General features: G+C 30.0%; 20 protein-coding genes and 1 tRNA gene. 2 read left to right on the forward strand and 19 right to left on the reverse strand.

Going from position 1 to position 20,190, the window contains the following annotated elements; translation table 11 throughout:
- The 16 genes from BX611_RS05230 to BX611_RS05310 all read right to left on the reverse strand — a co-directional run bounded on the left by BX611_RS05230 (position 1) and on the right by BX611_RS05310 (position 14,594).
- Entirely contained in the window at positions 1 to 1,545 is a 1,545-nt protein-coding gene (locus BX611_RS05230; RefSeq protein ID WP_220344127.1) for a TolB family protein, read from the reverse strand.
- Between the two features lie 175 nt (positions 1,546 to 1,720).
- Positions 1,721 to 2,959: a DEAD/DEAH box helicase gene (locus BX611_RS05235; RefSeq protein ID WP_115878782.1), complete on the reverse strand. Its 1,239-nt coding sequence runs from the start codon at positions 2,957 to 2,959 to the stop codon at positions 1,721 to 1,723.
- A 55-nt stretch (positions 2,960 to 3,014) separates the two neighbouring features.
- Positions 3,015 to 5,210, reverse strand: a complete 2,196-nt coding sequence (locus tag BX611_RS05240; RefSeq protein ID WP_115878784.1) for a B12-binding domain-containing radical SAM protein — start codon at positions 5,208 to 5,210, stop codon at positions 3,015 to 3,017.
- 17 nt (positions 5,211 to 5,227) lie between these two features.
- Complete coding sequence (locus BX611_RS05245) at positions 5,228 to 5,464, reverse strand: VF530 family protein (RefSeq protein WP_115878786.1); 237 nt, start codon at positions 5,462 to 5,464, stop codon at positions 5,228 to 5,230.
- Positions 5,465 to 5,683: 219 nt separating this feature from the next.
- Positions 5,684 to 6,133, reverse strand: a complete 450-nt coding sequence (locus BX611_RS05250) for a GNAT family N-acetyltransferase (RefSeq protein WP_115878788.1) — start codon at positions 6,131 to 6,133, stop codon at positions 5,684 to 5,686.
- Positions 6,134 to 6,201: 68 nt separating this feature from the next.
- Complete coding sequence (locus BX611_RS05255; RefSeq protein ID WP_115878790.1) at positions 6,202 to 6,825, reverse strand: hypothetical protein; 624 nt, start codon at positions 6,823 to 6,825, stop codon at positions 6,202 to 6,204.
- The gene (locus BX611_RS05260; protein ID WP_115878792.1) at positions 6,822 to 7,997 is read right to left on the reverse strand and encodes an ATP-grasp domain-containing protein; all 1,176 of its coding nucleotides are present in this window, start codon (positions 7,995 to 7,997) and stop codon (positions 6,822 to 6,824) included. Before BX611_RS05260 ends, BX611_RS05255 begins: the two co-directional genes overlap by 4 nt.
- A gap of 19 nt (positions 7,998 to 8,016) precedes the next feature.
- On the reverse strand, positions 8,017 to 8,490 hold the full coding sequence (locus tag BX611_RS05265; RefSeq protein ID WP_115878794.1) for a DUF6428 family protein: 474 nt from the start codon (positions 8,488 to 8,490) through the stop codon (positions 8,017 to 8,019).
- Positions 8,491 to 8,496: 6 nt separating this feature from the next.
- Positions 8,497 to 8,832 (reverse strand): ArsR/SmtB family transcription factor, encoded by a 336-nt coding sequence (locus tag BX611_RS05270; RefSeq protein ID WP_115878796.1) that lies wholly within the window; start codon positions 8,830 to 8,832, stop codon positions 8,497 to 8,499.
- Between the two features lie 69 nt (positions 8,833 to 8,901).
- Complete coding sequence (locus tag BX611_RS05275) at positions 8,902 to 10,809, reverse strand: toll/interleukin-1 receptor domain-containing protein (RefSeq protein ID WP_115878798.1); 1,908 nt, start codon at positions 10,807 to 10,809, stop codon at positions 8,902 to 8,904.
- Between the two features lie 11 nt (positions 10,810 to 10,820).
- Positions 10,821 to 11,300, reverse strand: coding sequence for a tRNA (N6-threonylcarbamoyladenosine(37)-N6)-methyltransferase TrmO (gene tsaA / locus BX611_RS05280; protein ID WP_115878996.1), 480 nt, complete (start codon positions 11,298 to 11,300; stop codon positions 10,821 to 10,823).
- A 31-nt stretch (positions 11,301 to 11,331) separates the two neighbouring features.
- Positions 11,332 to 12,045, reverse strand: coding sequence for a VIT1/CCC1 transporter family protein (locus BX611_RS05285; RefSeq protein ID WP_115878800.1), 714 nt, complete (start codon positions 12,043 to 12,045; stop codon positions 11,332 to 11,334).
- A gap of 97 nt (positions 12,046 to 12,142) precedes the next feature.
- Positions 12,143 to 12,658 (reverse strand): GNAT family N-acetyltransferase, encoded by a 516-nt coding sequence (locus BX611_RS05290; protein ID WP_240324973.1) that lies wholly within the window; start codon positions 12,656 to 12,658, stop codon positions 12,143 to 12,145.
- Positions 12,651 to 12,860 (reverse strand): putative signal transducing protein, encoded by a 210-nt coding sequence (locus BX611_RS05295; protein ID WP_115878802.1) that lies wholly within the window; start codon positions 12,858 to 12,860, stop codon positions 12,651 to 12,653. The genes BX611_RS05290 and BX611_RS05295 overlap by 8 nt, the downstream gene beginning before the upstream one ends.
- A gap of 128 nt (positions 12,861 to 12,988) precedes the next feature.
- Positions 12,989 to 13,402: a hypothetical protein gene (locus BX611_RS05300; protein ID WP_115878804.1), complete on the reverse strand. Its 414-nt coding sequence runs from the start codon at positions 13,400 to 13,402 to the stop codon at positions 12,989 to 12,991.
- Positions 13,403 to 13,679: 277 nt separating this feature from the next.
- Positions 13,680 to 14,594, reverse strand: coding sequence for a glutaminase (locus tag BX611_RS05310; RefSeq protein WP_115878808.1), 915 nt, complete (start codon positions 14,592 to 14,594; stop codon positions 13,680 to 13,682).
- Positions 14,595 to 14,709: 115 nt separating this feature from the next.
- Between BX611_RS05310 and BX611_RS05315 the strand changes: the two genes are divergently transcribed.
- Both BX611_RS05315 and BX611_RS05320 read left to right on the forward strand, forming a co-directional pair.
- Entirely contained in the window at positions 14,710 to 15,447 is a 738-nt protein-coding gene (locus BX611_RS05315) for an NYN domain-containing protein (protein WP_115878810.1), read from the forward strand.
- Between the two features lie 58 nt (positions 15,448 to 15,505).
- Positions 15,506 to 15,579: transfer RNA gene (locus tag BX611_RS05320), tRNA-Ala, on the forward strand.
- A gap of 53 nt (positions 15,580 to 15,632) precedes the next feature.
- On the opposite strand, the gene BX611_RS05325 is transcribed toward BX611_RS05320, so the two are convergent.
- From BX611_RS05325 to xylA, 3 genes are all read right to left on the reverse strand, one after another.
- Positions 15,633 to 17,210, reverse strand: coding sequence for a glycoside hydrolase family 43 protein (locus tag BX611_RS05325; RefSeq protein WP_115878812.1), 1,578 nt, complete (start codon positions 17,208 to 17,210; stop codon positions 15,633 to 15,635).
- A 225-nt stretch (positions 17,211 to 17,435) separates the two neighbouring features.
- Positions 17,436 to 18,851: a D-xylose transporter XylE gene (gene xylE / locus BX611_RS05330; RefSeq protein WP_115878814.1), complete on the reverse strand. Its 1,416-nt coding sequence runs from the start codon at positions 18,849 to 18,851 to the stop codon at positions 17,436 to 17,438.
- A 12-nt stretch (positions 18,852 to 18,863) separates the two neighbouring features.
- On the reverse strand, positions 18,864 to 20,189 hold the full coding sequence (gene xylA, locus BX611_RS05335; RefSeq protein WP_115878816.1) for a xylose isomerase: 1,326 nt from the start codon (positions 20,187 to 20,189) through the stop codon (positions 18,864 to 18,866).
- Position 20,190: the final 1 nt, after the last annotated feature.

Here is a 20,190-nt window from a genome sequence, read left to right on the forward strand (position 1 = left end):
TTAGTTGCTATTTGTAACAAAAGCAATCCGTTTACTATCTTTAGACCAACTAGGTACATTTATGGTTCCTTGCCCTCCATATATATAAGCAATTGTTTTAGGTTCTCCGCCTTCAACTGGCATTAAACGCAATGAACATTGTTTGTAAAAAGGGTGATCTCCAAAGTTGATATCTGGAGGAAATGAAATAAAAACAATCCATTTTCCATCTGGAGAAATATGTGGGAACCAATCTTTATAATTGGTATCAAATGTTAATTGCATTTGATTACTTCCATCAGCATTCATTTTCCATAACTGCATATTTCCAGTTCTGTTTGAATTGAAATAAATAGATTTTCCATCTGGAGCATATTCTGATCCATCATCTAAATCTTTGGTGTCAGTTAATTGTTTTTCTTCTTTAGTATCAACATTTATGCTATAAATATCATATTTATTATTACGATTTGCAGTAAAAAGCAAGGTTTTATTATCTGGAGAAATACCATGTAAATAAGAAGCGCCAACACCATCTTTTGTTATTTTTTTAGGGATGGAATTTCCATTTGGATTCATAATATAAATTGAAGAAGTTCCTTCATCATCAGCATTATGATGACTAATTCCTAAAATAGTTTCATCAAAAGAAAACACGTGATCATTGTTGTTATTGGTTGCAAATCCGGTGTTTATTTGAACAACTTCTTTTGTATCAAAATTATACCTGTATAAAAAACCATTTGAATTGTAAACTAACTCTTTGTCATTATTAACCCAATTTGGAGCCTGAATTGAATGGGCAGAATAAAATAACGATTTTCTAAGCCCGGTTTCTACATCCATAATTTCCATGGTGCTTCCAATATAATCTCGGTATGGTTGAAAATCTGGTGCTGCAGGTTTAATTATTTTAACATTGCTAAATATGGCTTCTTCCATTACTTCGGGATTATGAGAACAAACATAAATACCCACAAAAACCTCATTTCTTAAATTTATAGCTTCAATTTTAACGGTTGTAAATGGTTCTCCAAACTTAGCGGTTGACATATAATAAGAGGTTCCTCTTCGTTCTAATTGAACCACATCTGGAGCTTTATCGGAGGATTCAACTTGTTCTGTAATTCCACCATTGGTTTTTCTATATTGTAAAGAAGTTAGCCCATCACCATGAATACTTGCATTTACATGCGGTGAATTTCCGCTTAAATTATTTCTAACAATCCAACCAATTTTCCTGTGAGGATCTAAACCTTCACCTATAAATTTTACATGTGCTCTTAAAATAAAATCACCTTGAATAGATTTGTATACATATTGAAATTGGTCGTTTTCAGCCCACATATTTATACCGGATCCTGTTAATTTATAAATCTGATTATCAGTATTATAATTAACTGTGCCAATCTTTTCTGGATTTCCAATATTTGTTTGATTCTCAAAAATCCCAAGGCTTTTGTTGTTAGTCATAATAATCGATTCGTTTGAAGAGACTGAATTTTTTGGTTGATTACAAGCTATTGCTATTAAAAAAATAGTGGAGCAAAAAAATAAATTTTTCATTTATGAATTTTTATAAAATGAATATCAGGTAGTTACTAATTTAACTCATTTTATGTTTACTTCATATTTTTGAAAGACCTATTTTTTATACAATTCTCTCAAAAAAACGTACAATTATTTCATCATTTTTAAAATGATGATTTAAAGATGAAATATATTTGGAAGTAGGGTATTTTTAATACCAGCGTTTTTTATTCTTTTTTGAGGCTACTGATTTTCTGCCAGATCGGTGTTTACTTTTTCCTGGTGTTCTATGAATTTCTTTTTTCGCTTTTGGATCTAAAACATAAGGATGCTCATCCATTACTGGAATAACAGTATTTATTAATTGCTGAATTCCTGCAATATATGGTTTTTCATCAGCAGAACAGAAAGAATAAGCATTTCCGGAATTTCCAGCTCTACCAGTTCGTCCAATTCTATGAACATAGGTTTCAGCAACATTAGGAATATCAAAATTTATTACCGCATCCAAATTTTCAATATCAATTCCACGTGCTGCAACATCTGTGGCAATTAGGATATTAATTTTACCATCTTTAAAATTTTCCAAAGCATTTTCACGGTCGTTTTGTGTTTTATCACCGTGAATACTATCCACTTTGTAACCATTGCCTTTTAACATTTTCTCTAATTTGGCAATTCCCATTTTGGTACGCCTAAATATTAAAATATTTCCTTTTATGGTATTTCTCAACAAGTGTAAACACAGCTCCATTTTATGTTGTTTATGTACATAAAATAACAATTGTTGAACGTTTTGAGCAGCTGAAGATGATGGAGTAGCATTTACTGTTTCTGGTTCTTTTAAAATGGTATTTGCCAGTTGAACTACTTTTGTTGGCATTGTTGCAGAAAATAATAAAACCTGTTTTTCCAAAGGACATAAGCGTTCAATTTTCCTAACATCATCAATAAAACCCATATCAAGCATTAAATCGGCTTCATCTAAAACCAACGTTTCAATATAATCTAAATTAATGCAATCTTGTTTGTGTAAATCTAATAACCTTCCCGGTGTTGCAACCAAAATATCCACTCCTTTATTTAACACATCTTTTTGTGGTTCAATAGAAGTTCCTCCATAAACTACAGTAGTTCTTAAATTAGAATACTTTCCGTAAACTTTAAAACTTTCCTGAATTTGAAGTGCTAATTCCCTGGTAGGGCTCACAATTAAAGCTCTAATTTTTTTACCTCGTTTACCAGCATCCTGTTTGTTAAAAAGCATTTGTAAAATTGGCAATGCAAAAGCAGCTGTTTTACCAGTTCCTGTTTGGGCAGTAGTAATTACATCTTTTTTTGCTAATACCAGCGGAATTGTTTGTTGTTGAACAGGTGTTGGAGTATCATAATTTTGTTCAGCAATGGCTTTCAAAATAGATTTATTTAGCTGTAAGTCTTTAAATTGCATATAATTTTTTTAAAACAAGATTTTTGCAAAGATACAGTAAAATGAATAAGCTAAATTATAAAACCAACAAACCGTAATTTCTTAAATTTTTAATAGGTTTTGAGTACCAAAACAATTCAAAATCATTAAAATGTTGTTCAAAGTCTTCTTTTAGTTCTGCAAAAGTGAATGAATTTCCTTTTTGAACATTTATTTTTTCTAATTGATTTAACAACCATTCCCCTTTTTCTTTATCTATTGAAGTTTCAAACAAATCATTTTTGGTATGAAATGCCAATTGAATTAATTCACGTGTTTTTCCTCTTTTAGTTTTTGAAAAATAAGAAACCAAAGGTTTTTGACCTAACCAGAGTATTTTTGAAGAAGACTTTATGGTTAAATTTTCTTCAGAAGTTAAGCAATTTTCAATGTAATTTGGAGGAATTGTAGTTTTAGGGATTTTAAAATCGAACCAATCTTGTAAGTCAATATCAAAACCAATACCGTGCATAAAATTAAAGATAGATTTTTTTAAACCATAACTAAATTTAGTATGATTTATTCCTGTTTTATCTTTAAAATCAATGTCGTTATTGGCAAAAGTAATTTCTTTATATTCGGGAATTACGCCATATTTTTCAGGCTCTAAACCAATTGGACTATGAGTTGTGAGTGCAAATTGGTGCCAAAATCCTGAGTTTATAATTTCCAATTCAAATAATTGCCGCACCATTTCTAAGCTATCAACTGTTTCCTGAATAGTTTGTGTTGGAAAACCATACATTAAATAAGCGTGAACTAAAATACCTGCGTCAGTAAAATTTAGGTTTACCTGAGCAACTTGGGCAACAGTTACCCCTTTGTCTATTAATTTTAGTAATCTATCTGAAGCGACTTCTAAACCGCCAGAAACTGCAATTAACCCTGATGCTTTTAATAGTGTGCACAAATCTTTGGTAAAACTTTTTTCAAAACGAATATTTGCCCACCAAGTAACTGTTAAATTTCTTTTTAAAATTTCCAATGCCAATGCTCGCATTAAAGCGGGTGGAGCTGCTTCATCCACAAAATGAAATCCACTTTCTCCTGTACAGGCAATAATTTCTTCCATGTTATCCACCAGTAATTTAGCGGTTATGGGTTCGTAAATTTTAATATAATCTAAGGAAATATCGCAAAATGTACATTTTCCCCAGTAGCAGCCATGCGCCATAGTGAGTTTATTCCAACGGCCATCGCTCCATAAACTATGCATTGGATTGGCAATTTCTATTACTGAAATGTAGGTATTCAATAACAAATCTGTATAATCTGGAGTGCCTAGTTCAGCTTGTTTATAATCGTTTTTTAGTGAATTATTTATATAAACAACTTCTTCGTTTTTCTTTAAAAAAGTTCTTTTTAGTTGAGGATTATTATTGGTTGAATTTGAAATAGCGTTGAATAATAATTCTATAGGTAATTCGCCATCGTCTAAAGTTATAAAGTCAAAAAAATCAAAAACTCTAGCATCTGTAACCGATCTCAATTCTGTATTTGGGAAGCCACCACCCATAGCAATTTTTGTTTTTGGGTAGTTTTTTTTAATGAATTGTGCACAACGAAAAGCACTATACAAATTACCTGGAAAAGGAACTGAAAAGCATACCATTTTGGGTTGTATTTTCTTCAGATTTTCTTCTAAAATAGTTAAGGTTATTTTGTCTATGTAAGTTAATTCACTTTGTAAATTACTATATAATTCATCAAAACTGTTGGCACTTTTACCCAATCGTTCTGCATAGCGGCTAAAGCCAAAATTTTCATCAACACATTCTTTTATAAAATCGGATAAATCTTCTAAATAGAGTGTTGCTAAATGTTTTGCTTTGTCTTGTATTCCCATGGAACCAAAAGCCCAATTCATATCGTCTAATTGCTCAAATCTTGAGGCTTCTGGAAGAAAATTGTCTGTGCAAATTTGCCTTGCTAAGGTCTGGTTTTTTCCTTGTAAAAAGGAAATAACAGCATTTATTGTTGTAAAATAATCGTTTTTTAATGCATAAATACGTTGGGAATTTTCTGAAATAATTGTGTTTTTTTCAACTGCAAAATCGAAGAGTTCTGTTAAACTTTCTTTTGAAAACAAGGTGGTAATTACTTCAATTCCTAAATCCATTTGATAGGAACTTATTTGTTTTGTATTCAAAAAACCTTTTAAATACACTGTTGCAGGATACGGTGTATTTAATTGAGTAAAAGGTGGCGTAATAAGCAGTATATCTTTTGCCATAAAATTAACTTAAGCTGTTATTTTTGAATAGTATTGAGGTACAAATTTTCCACTTTTGTACGTGCCCATGGTGTTCTTCTTAAAAATTTAAGACTCGATTTTATGGTTGGATTGCTATTAAAACAATTTATTTTAATTCTAGAACCTAATTCTTCCCAACCGTATTCTGAAACTAAATATTGCAAAATTTCTGCTAATTTAACACCATGTAAAGGGTTGTTAGGTTGCTCTTGTTTGCTACTTTTTTTATCCATAAAGTTTAAAAATTGAGCGTATTTTTTAGTATGGGTTAGTTATAAATAATTATTTATGAAAATGTTCTTGGTAAAGATACTGTAAAATTGAATATTACACATGTTCATCTAAAAGGATCCTATTTTCATCAGGATCATGTATTAAAAAATTTACCTAACCAGTTGTGTTTTTAGCAACTTCATCTTGTTTTTTTGAAGTTAATACTCTAAAGTTATAATTTATATAAACTTCTCAAAACAAACGCTATTTTCAACATTTTCATAAAAACCAAAATTAGCGGTTATTGTATAACCACATCTTTTATAAAGTTCAATAGCTTCAGGTTGTTGTTTGCCAGTTTCTAAAATACATTTTTTAAATTTTAGTTCCGCTGCCCAGTTTTCTAATTCAGTTAAAACTTTAGAAGCAACACCTTTTCTTCGACCAAAAGGTGAAACATACATGCGTTTTATTTCTACAACGTTGTTTTCGTGTATTTTAAATGCGCCACAGCCTATTGCCACCTCATTTTCAAAAGCTACAACAACATTTTTTAAACCGTCAATTTTATTAAACTGGTCGTAAAAATCGTGATCTGCGCCATCTCTTATTTTTAAATCAGCATCTAGAAATGAAACTAAATTTTTAAAATCTTTATTCGAGAAGTCTGTTCTTATTAAATTAACCATAATAATAATTTTTAAAATAGATTAAGTTTTATATAATTTCGATTAATAAATAGCTGATTTTTATAAAATTACGGATTTAAATTCCCTGAAATAATAATTAAATATGTTAATGGAATGGCAATTAATAAACCAATAATTATGGGTTTTAAAGTGCTTTTTTCTTTCTGTTTTATAGCTTCTGGATTTTCTTTTTTCCAAATATACTGATCCAGTAAATATACTCCCAAAATACTTGAAGTTATTGAAATTATTGGATTTGTAACACCTATTTGATCAAATAGTAAAACTGATGAAACAGCATATATAATTGAAGCTAAAATTGTTAATCTGGCAGCTTTTTTATTGTTTAATGTTAAAAAGTTTAAAGCCATTAAAACGCCACCTCCAAATACAGAAAATAAAACACCAAAAATATATATGAATTTTTTACTGTAAAGCTCAGGAACTTCATTGTAATTATTTGAATGAAACTTTGGTGAATTATTTAGTGTGTCCTCCTCTTTACTTTTTAATGCAGCTATTTCTTGCTTAATTTTTTTACTTCCTTCAATTTTACAACCTCTTTTTTCTAGTTCTAAAATAGCTGCTAATACCGCATCCTCTTGAAAATGATCTTGATTTTCGATATAATTTTTTAATTCATCGTTAGATTTTGAAATCATTTTTTCAGCATAGAAATTTTCTTCGCTCATTCTTTAATTGTTATATATTTTTTTAGGTTTGATGACAAGATAGTATTCAATTCTTTTTCATTTCCTTTTGAAGTTTCAGTAAATAAAAATCCAAAAACGGCGTATTTCCTAAAATCTACTTTTCTTAAGTTTAAAGGTTTTTTAAAATCTTTTAAAAGTAAGTTATAATTAAATGCTTTAATATTACTTTCTTTAATTCCAGAGTTGTTGTCCAAAACAATCAAATTGTATTTTTTGTCTTTTCTAGTTTTTAAAATTTCATTCCAATTAGGTGATTTTTCGTATAAAAACTGCTCGTAAGAATTAAAATCATAGGCAAAGTAAGAAATATCACCAGTTGTACACCAGCCACCAAAACGTAACGGATTAATTTCTATAGGGTTTATTTTACCTGTTTTGTCTATTCTAATTTCAACATGCATTGGGAAATTTTTCAGTTGTGCTTTCTGTCCAACTATTTGTAGAAAATCTTCTATTTCAGACTTATTTTTTTCTATAATTTCTTTTGAAGTCATGTACACACGATCGCTTACATCTTTAGCTGAAGAAAAAATATGATGCATAACATTTAAAACTTTTGGTTTACCTTTAGTATTAAAATAACAATCAATTGCGTATTCCTCACCTTCAATATATTCTTCAATAATAAAGTCTGAAACATTCACTACTTCTTTTGGATACATTCCTTTAAATGCTTCTATTTCTTGTTCAATATTGTTTAAAATTGTATTCCATTCTTCAACAGAATCAACTTTATGAACCGCTAAACTAAAAAAGCCAACAGCAGGTTTAATAATTAACGGAAATTTTAATTGTTTGGCATTTAATTTAGGTAAATCTGCCAATTTTACACCTTTAAAAAAGTAATTTGGGAAAGCATCTTTAATAAGTTCTCTAAACAAAATTTTATTTTTAAAAAGCTGAATTTGACTTGGTAATTTTGAAAAACTTAAATTTTGTTCAATCCAGCTTATGGCATTTTCGGAATTTGAATAGAGTGGAGTATTTGGGTCTTTTTTAAATAGTTCTATTGCTTCTTTTTCTGAAATCCAGTTCAACGAATCATCAGAAATCATGCTTTTTACAACCGTTGTTGCAATTACTGGAAAGTTATTTTCTTTTATGGTTTTAACTAAAAAATCTGAGACAAAAGGTTTATCAATAAGAATCATTTTTTATCAATTTTAAATTTTAACAACAACCTGAACTTGGAGTACAACAAGAAGTGTTAGTTTCTTGTAAATCGGATAGTTTTACTTTGGGTTTTACAGCTGGAATTCCACAATTATTCTTCGCCAAACAATCTGTTTGTTTGGTTGTTAGTAAAAAATTGATACCATCAAAATCTAAATTGTACTTTCCAATAGTTTCACCTTGGTATTCAACTTCAATTTCTAAGTCGTTAATACCCAACACTTTTTCTGAAAGTTCAATAATATGAACTAATTTTTCCGGGTGTAATCTGTGATCATAATCATCTGCTTCCCATAATTGAAAATTTACTACTTCTTCATTTCTTACTGTTCCACCGCAATCAATAAAATGTTTAGAAATTTTACCAACTTCTGTAACATGAAAATGGCTTGGAACTAAATAGCCGTTTGGTAATTGAAATGCAATTTTATCTAATTTATTTAAGTGTTTTTTTATTTCTGATAATTTCATAAGTATTTATATTTTACAGCAATTTTCTGCTAGGTTGTTAAGGTTTAAAAAATTGTTTAGTATAGCTTTTATTTCATTCCAATTTTCATGGTTAATACAATAGCAAACACTGGTTCCGGAAATAGTTCCTTTTATAATTCCTAAATTTTTGAGTTCTTTTAAGTGTTGTGAAACGGTTGGTTGCGCTAAACCTATTTCGGTAACAAGATCCCCACAAATACAAGATTGAGATTTAATGATTGACTGCAAAATTGCAATACGGGCAGGGTGCCCTAAAACTTTTGCTATTTTGGCAATACTATTCTGTTCTTTTGTAAATATTTCTGATTTAGTTATTCCCATAATTTATACATTGCAATATTACGATTAATATTTTAATTAAAAACACTTTTATAATATTTTTGTAATTTCTTACTCTGTTTCAATAAGAAAACGCTTTTTATCAGCTGTAGTTAAAGTAGCAATTGCTCCCATTATTTTAGCATTATTTAATCTTTCTAAAATAAAATCTGGGTCTAATGCAAATATACGTTCAGGCCCATCTATATAACTTAATTTTAAAAATTTACTATCATTAGAAAAACAATAAGCAATACCGCTGTTATCTATAAAATAGGAGCTTAATGTAATTAATAACTCATTTTCTTTGTTAAAAATACCTTGATAATTCACTAAAAAATTTCCATCTGGACTTGAAATTGTATTTGGTGAAATCCCTTTTGCATTTGGGAACTCGGCAATAATAGTATTGTTTTGGGTTCTTATACTTTGTGCCATATGTAACCAGCTATATTTTTCTAAATCTTCTTCAACAGGTAGCATATAATAATCTTCACTTATTGAAATATTACCATGTGCTGTATTAGAATTGTAAATTTCAATATAAGGAAACGGCTCTGTTTTCCAAAGATTTATAATGGTATCTTTAATGCTGTTTTGTTCTGAATTCTGCCAAACAAGATCTAAAGTTTTTGTAATAATATACTTGTTGTTGTCTGTAAAATTGACTTCAAATATATCGTTTCTACTACCACTTTTTAAAATAGCCCTTGTTTTAAAAATATCAGTATCTAAATTATCTTGAAGATACGCTTTGTTATCAATTAAAGCTGTTTTACTATTTGCTGAACCTAAAATTGAATATTTTCCATCTGTTGAAATAGCAACATCCTGAATATACCCAGTAAATCCGCCAAAACCTTCTAATTTAATTTCAACGGGATCTATATTTTCAAATTCATATATTTCAGTTTTAAAATTATATAGAATTGGAAATTCTAATTTGCCACCTGCAATTAAAAATTCAGTTTCATTGGTATTAGGATTAATAAATATATCGGTTGAAGCTTGTCCTAAGTATTCATGTGGAGGAACGCTCTCAATTATTGCATCAATTTCAGGTTTAAAATAACCTAATTTTTTTGTGCGTTTATTTTTATTTATTAAATCCGTATTTAGAATTTTAAAACCTGGTTCTTGGTAAAAACCATAACCACTGTAAAACACTTTTGTAAGTTGTTCAGAGGCAATTTTTGTAGGTAAATTATTTTCATTTGCAAAGCTATAGGCATATTCTGCAAGTCTTAAAGATTTGGTTGGATCTTCATTTAATTGCGCTTGTGAGCTGGCAATATATGTAGATAATAAAGCTTTTAGGGTTTCAGCTTCAGCTACTTTTTTTTGTTTCATTGCATAAATAGATAAAAGAATGGCTGCTACTAATAAAGTACTTAAAACACTTATTGCTGCATTTCTAATTCGCATAGTGCGTTTGTGTTGCTTAACCGCTTCACCAACCATATTTCCAACGGTTTTATTATGTAATGTTGCAGCAATAAGTACTAATTTGTCTTTAAAATCAGGATTGTCCAATGTTAAATTTTCTGAAGCATTTTCGCGAAAATCTACATACAAAGGTTCATTTTTAAAAACACCAGATAAATTTTTTGGAATTGCTGTGGTTTTGCTCCAGTCAAAATCTGAAGTAGCATGATTCCAAAGCAGTTCACCATCCGTTAAAACAATTAAAAAGTTATCTATGGATTTAGTTGTTTTCCAGTGTTCTACCTCTTTTGTACAATAATGCGATTGCGCTGATAAAGGTGAAGCAAAAAATATAAAATACTCTGATGCGTTTAATCCTTCTTCAATTTTCCCCCATAAATCAGGTGAAATTGAAAGGTCGTTAGAATCTCTAAAAATATTAAGCGCCCTGCGTTTAAACGTTGGTTTTGCAAATTTTTCGAGAGCGCTTTCTAAACTTGGCGCTAATTTAAAATCCTGACTGTGACTATAAGAAATAAAGGCATTGTATTTCATATTCAATTTTTTTAGTTAAACCTAGTATCTGATTTTAATGTTTTAAATTTTCCAATTTTGTTTTTATACCATCCAATTTTTTCAACTTTATGTATATCAAAATCAGGAATATACGGTTTTATATCTAAAAGTGGCGTTCCATCAAGAATATCATTATTTTCAATTTCCAGTATATTGTCTTTTATACTAATTAATTTAACTACTGAAATACCAATCTGATTTGGTCTTTGTGGAACTCTTGTAGCAAATACACCATGGGTTTTATTATCTAGAAATGGAGTTGTTGTTAATTTATATAGATTTGATTTATGGAAATGATAAATAACGTAGAGGTGAGAAAATGCTTCAAGATCTTTTAGTCCTTCCATAAATATTTTTTCAATGATTATGGTTCCTTTTAGACCTTTTGCCGCTTTTGCCTGTATAGGCATTCCTTCTTTTGTTTTATGAGGTGAGTTTATTACCCCTATTGGTTTGTAGTTAATTGTCATAAAAATCAGGAGTTTTGTTATTGGTTTACAATTAAATATTAATTCCGAATAAATATCCAACCAAGGCAGTTAAGCCCATTGCTACAGTTCCCCAAAAAGTGATTCTAATTATAGCTTTTAAAATGTTTGATCCACCAGTTTTTGCTACCAAAACACCTAAAATAATAAGAAATAAAATTGCAAAACCATATAAATAGTATTCCATACTTTTTAAGGGTAGAAAAAGTGTTACTAAAAAGGGAAGGATTCCGCCAACAGTAAATGAAGCACCAGAGGCAAAAGCGGCTTGTATTGGTTTAGCTTGGCTAATTTGGTTAATACCTAACTCATCTCTAACGTGAGCTGCTAAAGCATCATGTGCTGTTAATTCTTTTGCTACTGTTAAAGCGGTTTCTTTTTTTAAACCTCTTTCTTCATAAATTGCTGCTAAATATTGTAATTCCTGCTCTGGCATTTCTTTTAGTTCCTTTTTTTCTCGCGCAATATCAGCATTTTCCACATCTGTTTGGGAACTTACAGAAACATATTCGCCAGCCGCCATTGATAAAGCCCCAGCTACTAAACCAGCTAATGTTGCCAAAATAACAGGTTCTCTAACATCACTAGCGGCAGCAACACCAATTGCAATACTTGCCGTTGATATAATTCCATCATTTGCACCCAAAACGGCAGCTCTTAACCAATTGCTTTTATGTATATAATGATTTTCTAAATACGTATCTAAATTCTCTGAATTTTCAATCATAATTAATCTATTTATTCAATTAATACAAAGTGTTTTTGAGGTTATTTAACTTACTTTTCCAATTTTAAATTTAGTATTTTTTGTTTTATAAACATTTTTAAAATGTTAAATACATAATATGGTTTGGATTGGAATGTGTGCTGGAAATTTGAAAGTCATATTTTCCTACTATTTTAAATCCTGATTTTGTATAGAAATTAATGGCTCTTTGGTTTTTTACCCAAACGGCTAACCAAATACCATTTTGTTGCTTGTTTTTAGCTAATTCAATATTAAAATTAAATAGTGTAGCTCCTAAATTTTTACCGTAAAATGTTTTCAATAAATAAAAGCGATCTAATTTGGTAATATTTTTAGGGTTAATATTACTATTTGCAGTGTTTAATATAATTTTAGAAAAGCCAGCAATTTTATTATTGCAATAAATTAGGTGGTAAATATTGTTTTCATTTTCTAACTCACTTAACAATATTTCTTTAGTATAAGTTTTAGAAATAAAAGTGCTTATATCTTTAGTTGAGGCACTAGTTCCGTGCGATTCCCAGAATGATTTTTCTCCAATTTCAGCTATTAATTCAGCATGTTCAATTGTACCTTTAATTATTTTAATCATTCATTTCTTTTAATATTTCTTCAACTTTTTCTAAATCAGATTCAGATACTTGTAGTTCCACTTCAAAAGAAGGAAGGTAATTCATTATTTGAGTTGTAAATTCATTTCGCATAAAACATTTTATTCCTTCAGATTCTAATTTACTTTTTAATACTAATAAATCTGCCTCAACATGTGATTTTTTAATTGTTACTAAGCTCATAATTAAACTATTTACAAGGTAATTTTTAATACTTTAAAATTAGTATTTTTATTTTTGAAAGATTCTATTTTTAATGATTTTTATATACAGAATAACATATTCTTTTGCTAAATGATATAACATTTTAACTAGATTAGTGTAAAAATAAGGATACTACTAATTACTCCTATAACAGTAGTTGTAATCCCAATTTTTTTTGTTTTTAACCAACCAGATAAACTTATTACAGCAATTAAAGAGTAAATACCAATGAAAAAAGATAATCCACCTACTAATCGTGGATAGAAAAGTAGCTCATTTGAATTTTGATAAGGTGAGTTTGGAGTTAAAATTATTAAAACTTTGTTCATTCCAAAAACCGCTACAATAAATGAGACAGCAGCAAGGGATAAGCCCAAAATCATAAACTTCATAATTTTACTATTGTTGTTAACAACAATAAGAGTTCCTAAAATAGTTGCAGAAATACCTCCAAGAAAAACACTGATAAAAACAAGTTGTTCAGCTAATACTCTAAAATATTCTTGTGGTAATTCTGTCATAGAAAATAAATTTAAATAAAATTGCAGTTTTAAAAGTACAATTTTCAGTTTGTTAAATATACTAATTTAAATTGTTTCGAATTTTTAATAACTTGTAGTTTTTGCCACATTTTATTATAAAACTCATTTTCAATAACTGCATCTGGTTCTTCCTGCGATATGGAGTTATCATTTGCACAAATCACAAAATTTAATAGTGCAATAATAAGTAGAGGTCTGGCTATATTTTTATTGGTAAGACTTTTTTTTAGCAACAGGGTTTAATTGTAATTGGTTTTTAAAAAATGGATGATTGTGTTTTAGTTGTAAATTTTTCAAGAAAATTCATTCCTTTTTGAGAGTTTCCTTTTTTGTTAAGTCTTGGGCTCCAAACCGCAATACTGTATTTATTTGGGTGAATTGCCACAATACCACCACCAACACCACTTTTTCCTGGTAAGCCAACTTTAAAGGCAAATTCACCAGCTTCATCATAAAAACCGCATAAAAGCATAATTGCATTTATACGTTTAGATTTACTTTCTGAAAGTATTTTATTATTTGTAATTGGGTCTATTCCATCATTTGTTAAAAAAAGAAATGTGCGTGAAAGCTCTTTACAAGTCATTTCAATAGAACATAAATTAAAATAAAAATCCATTACAACATCAATGTCATTTTTAATATTGTTGAATGATTTCATTAAATTTACCAAAGCCATATTTGTAAAGCCTGTAATTTTTTCAGATTCAGCAGTTTTTGAACTAAAATTTAATGTTTTATTACCCGAAAGCTCTCTAATAAACTCAAGAAAATCTTTTTTTGGATTTTCAAGATTACTTATAAGTATATCGCAAATAACAATAGCACCGGCATTTATTAATGGGTTACGCGGTATTCCGTGGTTATATTCTAATTGAACAAGCGAGTTAAATGATGTTCCTGAAGGTTCAACATCAATCCGTTTCCATAATTTTTCACCTTTCATTTTATAAGCCAATGTTAATGCCAAAACTTTAGCAATACTTTGTATAGAAAACTTTTCGTTTGAATCGCCAATACTATAATGTTCATTGTTTAAAGTTGTAAGGTGTACTCCAAATTTATTAGGATCTATGTTGTTTAATTCAGGAATATAAGAAGCTACTTTTCCGTGGTCTTTTATTTTATTTAAAGAAGTATTTATTTTAAAAAATATGTTGTTATAATCCATTTTATAATTCAAATTCAAGTTGTTTTTACTATTTTTAAATTAAAGGAATTTACTTCCTTAAAATGGTATTAAATGTATTAAATAATAGTGATTAAATTTCCGTATCTTTAACTTTATGATAAAAGATAATAAATTAGCAGTACTTATTGATGGTGATAATATTCCTTCAAGATATATTAAAGAAATGATGGAAGAAATTACCAAGTATGGAACCCCAACTGTAAAACGTATTTATGGAGATTGGACCAAGCCACATTTATCCAAATGGAAAAGTATTTTATTAGAAAATGCGATAACACCAATACAGCAATATGGCTATACTACAGGTAAAAACGCCACAGATTCAGCCATGATAATTGATGCAATGGATATTTTATATTCAGAAAAGGTAAATGGTTTTTGTTTGGTGTCATCAGATAGCGATTTTACCAAACTAGCAACCAGATTGCGTGAAGAAGGCTTGGTGGTTTATGGAATTGGAGAAAAGAAAACACCCGATCCGTTTATAGTTGCCTGCGATAAATTTATTTATTTAGAAATATTGGATACTAGTGAAGATGAAGCTGAAAACGGTAAAACAAAACCTAAAAAAGCAAGTATAGATAAAATTACACCAAAAGTTATTAGATTGCTGAGAAATTCTGTTGATGATGCTGCAGATGATGATGGCTGGGCATTTATGGGAGATGTAGGTTCACTTATTTTAAAAAAACAACCAAATTTTGATGCACGTAATTTTGGTTTTGAAAAGCTAACCCCTTTGTTTAAATCCTTACCTCAATTTGAAATTGAACAAAGAGATAGAACCAGCGGACGCTTTAAATTAATTTACGTTAGAAATAAAAAGAAATAGTTAGTCGTTTTTTATGCTGGAATAATTAAAAAAAAGCGCATATTTGCTCAAAATTACCGGGGATGTAGCTCATCTGGCTAGAGCGCTTGACTGGCAGTCAAGAGGTAGTGGGTTCGACTCCCATCTTCTCCACTTTTAAAAACCGTAATTATATTTTAATTATGGTTTTATTTTTTTAAATCAATCTAATTTTCGGGAATATAATTAAATGTATTAAAATCTGCGTAAGCATTGGTTGTCTTATTTATAGAAGTTGCAAACAGCCCTAAATATACGCCTGTAAAACCGCCATTTGTTTCAGAACTTAAATAACGTACATCCAATTTATCAATAAATTCAAACTCTTTTCCGTTAGTTGAATATGCAAATGAATAAAAATCATTTTCTCCTTTAACTTGAAGGTAAACACTTCCTTTAGGTATATTTATTTTAGATATATTGTGAGATAATTCCCCTAAACGATAGCTTAAAACCAACACACGTTTTCCAGTGGAATTTTGTTTTAATGATAATTTATAATGCGCTGTATTATTTCTGTAAACAGTTAAACCAGCTTCATCACCATTTTTAGCATTAAAAAGATCCATTTTTGTGGTTGTAGTAAATTCAATATGTTCTTGTCGTCTCCCTAAAAATGTTGGAGAATCTACAGCATCTAATAAAATAGGTGTTGCTTTTAATCTTAAATAGCCTTTTTTTGAATTTAATAAATAGTTTTTTAGCGTAGGATTTCTTAAATAATTCCACTCAAATCCTAATGTATCTTCATTAAAATTAGTACTATATGTAGGTTTTTTTAAAGGTTGTAAAGGAAGGGTAGGGACTTTCATATTTAAATGAATTATTCCATTGCCATTAACAACTGGCCAAGCATTTTTATCCCATTTTACAGGTGCCAAATAAGTTTCTCTTCCAAGTACATGATGAAGACCAGATTGAGGTCGAAAAGCTAAACATACCATCCACCAAGAACCATCATTTGCTTGTGTTAAATCAGCATGACCGGTTCCTTGAATAGGATTCATTTGTGCATCTTTATTAATGTGCGTTAAAATAGGATTTGCAGGATTTGATTCATATGGGCCATCAATGTTTTTACTACGTGCAATTGTTACTTTATGACCATATTCGGTGCCGCCTTCAGAAATTAACAAATAATACAAACCATCTTTTTTATAAATATGTGGTCCTTCAGGATAGCGCCCTCCAGTTCCAGTCCATATTGCTTTACTTGGAGATAATTGTTTTCCAGTTATTGGATTTATTTCAGACAAATAAATACAGTTATCAGGATTTGAAGTTAAATAACATGTATTGCCTTCAAAATACAAAGAAGGATCTATACCTTTTTGTTCTAACCATATAGGTTCTGACCATTCTCCTGCGGGATTTTTAGTGTGTACTATAAAGTTTCCTTTACCGGAAACGTTAGTTGTAATCATATAAAAAGTACCATTATTATAACGAATTGTAGGCGCATAAATACCACCCGATGCACCAATTTTCTCTAAATTTACTTGTGAAGGGCGTGTTAAACAATGGCCTATTTGTTCCCAATTAATTAAATCTTTACTATGAAATATTGGAACTCCAGGAAAAAACTCGAAACTACTATTTACCAAATAAAAATCATCACCAACTTTGCAAATACTTGGATCCGGATGAAAACCAGGAATAACGGGATTTTTATAACCTTGTCCATAGGTTGTATAGATAAAAAAGGTGCTTAAAAATATAAAAAGAATGATTTTACGACTTCTCATTTTTTTCTGCTTTAATTTGTCATTTTTTTAAATAGTTATTATAATTCATTAATAAAAAGCATCTTATTATTAATAAATATCAATAAAATGATTTTTATCAGTAAGATAATAGAAATCAATCAATAATTTTAAGGAACAATTATATTCACTTGGATCCCTGAATATAATTATTTGAATAAGGAAAACCACTTTCTTTTGGGAAGTGGTTTTCTCATTTAAAATATATTATTTGTTCCAAATTTTCTCCATTTCTTCTAGGGTTTTTCCTTTGGTTTCTGGAACAAACTTCCATACTAGCCACATAGCTAAAACACCCATTATACCATAAATCCAATAAGCAAAACCGTGGTTGAACTTTTCTAATAAATACGTATTCTTATCCATCATTGGGAAGGTCCAGGAAACAAGATAATTCGAAATCCATTGTGCTGCAACTGCAACTGCCAATGCACGCCCTCTAATTTTATTAGGAAATATTTCCGACAATAAAACCCAGCAAACAGGTCCCCAGCTCATTGCAAAACTAGCTACGTAAATTAACATAAAAAGTAACGCACCTATTCCAACTGATTCCATAAAAAATGTTGTTCCTAGTGCAAACATTGAAATTGCCATACCTAAAGCACCAATAATCATTAATGGTTTTCTTCCATACTTATCAACCGTTAAAATTGCTAAAACGGTAAATAATAAATTAACTGCACCAACAATTATTGTTTGCAACAATGCGGCATCTGTACCAGACCCCATACTTTTGAATATTTCTGGAGCATAATATAAAACTACATTAATACCAACAAATTGTTGAAAAACGGAAAGCAGTATTCCAATTACTATAACAGTTATTCCAAATGAAAATAACTTTCCAGAATGACTTACAACTGTATTTTGAATTTCGGCTAATATTTTTTTAGCTTCTTCAACACCATTTACTTTAACTAAAACGTTAAATGCTTTTTCAGGTTCAGATTTTAACACTAAAGATCTTGGAGTATCAGGCACAAAAAACAACATTATTAAAAATAAGGTTGCCGGTATAGTTTCCGAAGCAAACATCCAACGCCATCCAACAGTATTTAACCAAGAGTCATCTCCTTGTTTAGCAATGTAATAGTTTACAAAATAGACCACTAACATACCAAAAATAATAGCAAACTGGTTCATAGAAACCAGTTTGCCTCTTATTTTAGCAGGTGCTATTTCAGCAATATATAAAGGTGAAAGCATAGAGGCTAACCCTACACCTATTCCTCCAATAATTCTATAAACAATAAAAATATAGATAAATGTATGGTCTCCATCACCAACAGGTTTCAGCAACATTTCGGGCATTGCAGATCCAATGGCTGACAATAAAAATAGAGTAGCAGCTAAAATCAACCCATTTTTACGACCTAATTTTTTACTGATTATTCCTCCTGAAATTCCACCAATAATACAACCAATTAATGCACTAGAAACAACAAAACCTAAACGGGCATTTGCTGCGGTTTCTTCTAATCCAAAGGGAAGTACAAAAAAACTTTCTAAGGAACTGACGGTTCCTGAAATAACGGCTGTATCGTACCCAAACAAAAGTCCGCCAAGTGTTGCAACAATTGTAAGTTTTAATAAATAACTTTTATTTGCTGATGTTCCCATACTGCTTACAGATTAAATATATTGATTAATAATATTTTCAAACAATTCTTGTTTGCCACTTTTTAATGGTAATTCACCGTTTTCTTGTGCAATTTTATATAAATCTTGCATAGAAAGTTTACCTTCTTCAAAAGCTTTTCCGTTTCCAGTATCAAACGAACTATAACGTGCGGTTCTTAATTTATCATAAGGCGAAGAAGTAATAATTTTATCAGCAATTAATAATGCTCTGGCAAAGGTGTCGGCCCCTCCTATATGTGCAAAAAATACATCTTCCATATCAGTTGAATTTCTTCTTATTTTTGCGTCAAAATTGATACCTCCACCTTGTAATCCACCTGCTTTAAGGAAAACTAGCATAGCTTCAGTAGTTTCTTGAATATTATTTGGAAATTGATCTGTATCCCATCCATTTTGGTAATCTCCACGGTTTGCATCTAAACTTCCTAACATTCCTGCTTTTGCAGAAGTTTCAATTTCGTGTTGAAAAGTGTGTTGCGCAAGCGTAGCATGGTTTACTTCAATATTCATTTTAAAGTCTTTATCCAAACCATACTGACGTAAAAATCCAATAGCTGTAGCAGCATCAAAATCGTATTGATGTTTCATTGGTTCCATTGGTTTTGGTTCAATAAAGAAATTACCCTTAAATCCTTGTGCACGTGCATAATCTCTTGCCATAGTTAAAAACTGCCCCATATGGTCTAATTCTCTACCCATATCGGTATTTAGTAAAGACATATAACCTTCACGTCCCCCCCAAAAAACATAGTTTTCACCACCTAATTTAATTGTAGCATCTAAGGCTAATTTTATTTGTCCACCAGCTCTTGCAACTACGTTAAATTCTGGATTTGTTGCAGCACCGTTCATGTAACGTGGATTTGAGAAACAGTTTGCAGTTCCCCATAATAATTTAATACCTGAAGCAGCTTGTTTTTCTTTAATATAATCTGTAATTAAATTTAATCTTTCTTCAGATTCAGCAAAAGTTGTACCTTCTTGAATTAAATCGAAATCGTGGAAGCAGAAATAATCAAATCCCATTTTGCTAATAAATTCAAATGCAGCATCAGCTTTATCTTTTGCTGCTTGAATTGGATCTGAAGCTTCATCCCATGCAAAATTTTGTGTTCCTGGTCCAAAAGGATCTCCTCCTTGTCCACAGAATGTGTGCCAGTATGCAATTGCAAATTTAAAATGCTCACGCATTGTTTTTCCTGCAACAAATTGATCTGGGTTGTAATACTTAAATGCGAAAGGATTGTCAGATTCCTTTCCTTCAAATTTAATTTCACCAATACCTTTAAAGTATTCTTTGTTTCCTAAAATTGCCATT

The organism is Lutibacter oceani (assembly GCF_003384935.1).
Classification (GTDB): Bacteria; Bacteroidota; Bacteroidia; order Flavobacteriales; family Flavobacteriaceae; genus Lutibacter; species Lutibacter oceani.

Excerpts from the sequence above, each read along its gene's own strand:
- BX611_RS05230 (WP_220344127.1), bottom strand. The coding sequence starts at position 1,545 with ATGAAAAATTTATTTTTTTGCTCCACTATTTTTTTAATAGCAATAGCT.
- BX611_RS05235 (WP_115878782.1), bottom strand. The coding sequence starts at position 2,959 with ATGCAATTTAAAGACTTACAGCTAAATAAATCTATTTTGAAAGCCATT.
- BX611_RS05240 (WP_115878784.1), bottom strand. The coding sequence starts at position 5,210 with ATGGCAAAAGATATACTGCTTATTACGCCACCTTTTACTCAATTAAAT.
- BX611_RS05245 (WP_115878786.1), bottom strand. The coding sequence starts at position 5,464 with ATGGATAAAAAAAGTAGCAAACAAGAGCAACCTAACAACCCTTTACAT.
- BX611_RS05250 (WP_115878788.1), bottom strand. The coding sequence starts at position 6,133 with ATGGTTAATTTAATAAGAACAGACTTCTCGAATAAAGATTTTAAAAAT.
- BX611_RS05255 (WP_115878790.1), bottom strand. The coding sequence starts at position 6,825 with ATGAGCGAAGAAAATTTCTATGCTGAAAAAATGATTTCAAAATCTAAC.
- BX611_RS05260 (WP_115878792.1), bottom strand. The coding sequence starts at position 7,997 with ATGATTCTTATTGATAAACCTTTTGTCTCAGATTTTTTAGTTAAAACC.
- BX611_RS05265 (WP_115878794.1), bottom strand. The coding sequence starts at position 8,490 with ATGAAATTATCAGAAATAAAAAAACACTTAAATAAATTAGATAAAATT.
- BX611_RS05270 (WP_115878796.1), bottom strand. The coding sequence starts at position 8,832 with ATGGGAATAACTAAATCAGAAATATTTACAAAAGAACAGAATAGTATT.
- BX611_RS05275 (WP_115878798.1), bottom strand. The coding sequence starts at position 10,809 with ATGAAATACAATGCCTTTATTTCTTATAGTCACAGTCAGGATTTTAAA.
- tsaA (WP_115878996.1), bottom strand. The coding sequence starts at position 11,300 with ATGACAATTAACTACAAACCAATAGGGGTAATAAACTCACCTCATAAA.
- BX611_RS05285 (WP_115878800.1), bottom strand. The coding sequence starts at position 12,045 with ATGATTGAAAATTCAGAGAATTTAGATACGTATTTAGAAAATCATTAT.
- BX611_RS05290 (WP_240324973.1), bottom strand. The coding sequence starts at position 12,658 with ATGATTAAAATAATTAAAGGTACAATTGAACATGCTGAATTAATAGCT.
- BX611_RS05295 (WP_115878802.1), bottom strand. The coding sequence starts at position 12,860 with ATGAGCTTAGTAACAATTAAAAAATCACATGTTGAGGCAGATTTATTA.
- BX611_RS05300 (WP_115878804.1), bottom strand. The coding sequence starts at position 13,402 with ATGACAGAATTACCACAAGAATATTTTAGAGTATTAGCTGAACAACTT.
- BX611_RS05310 (WP_115878808.1), bottom strand. The coding sequence starts at position 14,594 with ATGGATTATAACAACATATTTTTTAAAATAAATACTTCTTTAAATAAA.
- BX611_RS05315 (WP_115878810.1), top strand. The coding sequence starts at position 14,710 with ATGATAAAAGATAATAAATTAGCAGTACTTATTGATGGTGATAATATT.
- BX611_RS05325 (WP_115878812.1), bottom strand. The coding sequence starts at position 17,210 with ATGAGAAGTCGTAAAATCATTCTTTTTATATTTTTAAGCACCTTTTTT.
- xylE (WP_115878814.1), bottom strand. The coding sequence starts at position 18,851 with ATGGGAACATCAGCAAATAAAAGTTATTTATTAAAACTTACAATTGTT.
- xylA (WP_115878816.1), bottom strand. The coding sequence starts at position 20,189 with ATGGCAATTTTAGGAAACAAAGAATACTTTAAAGGTATTGGTGAAATT.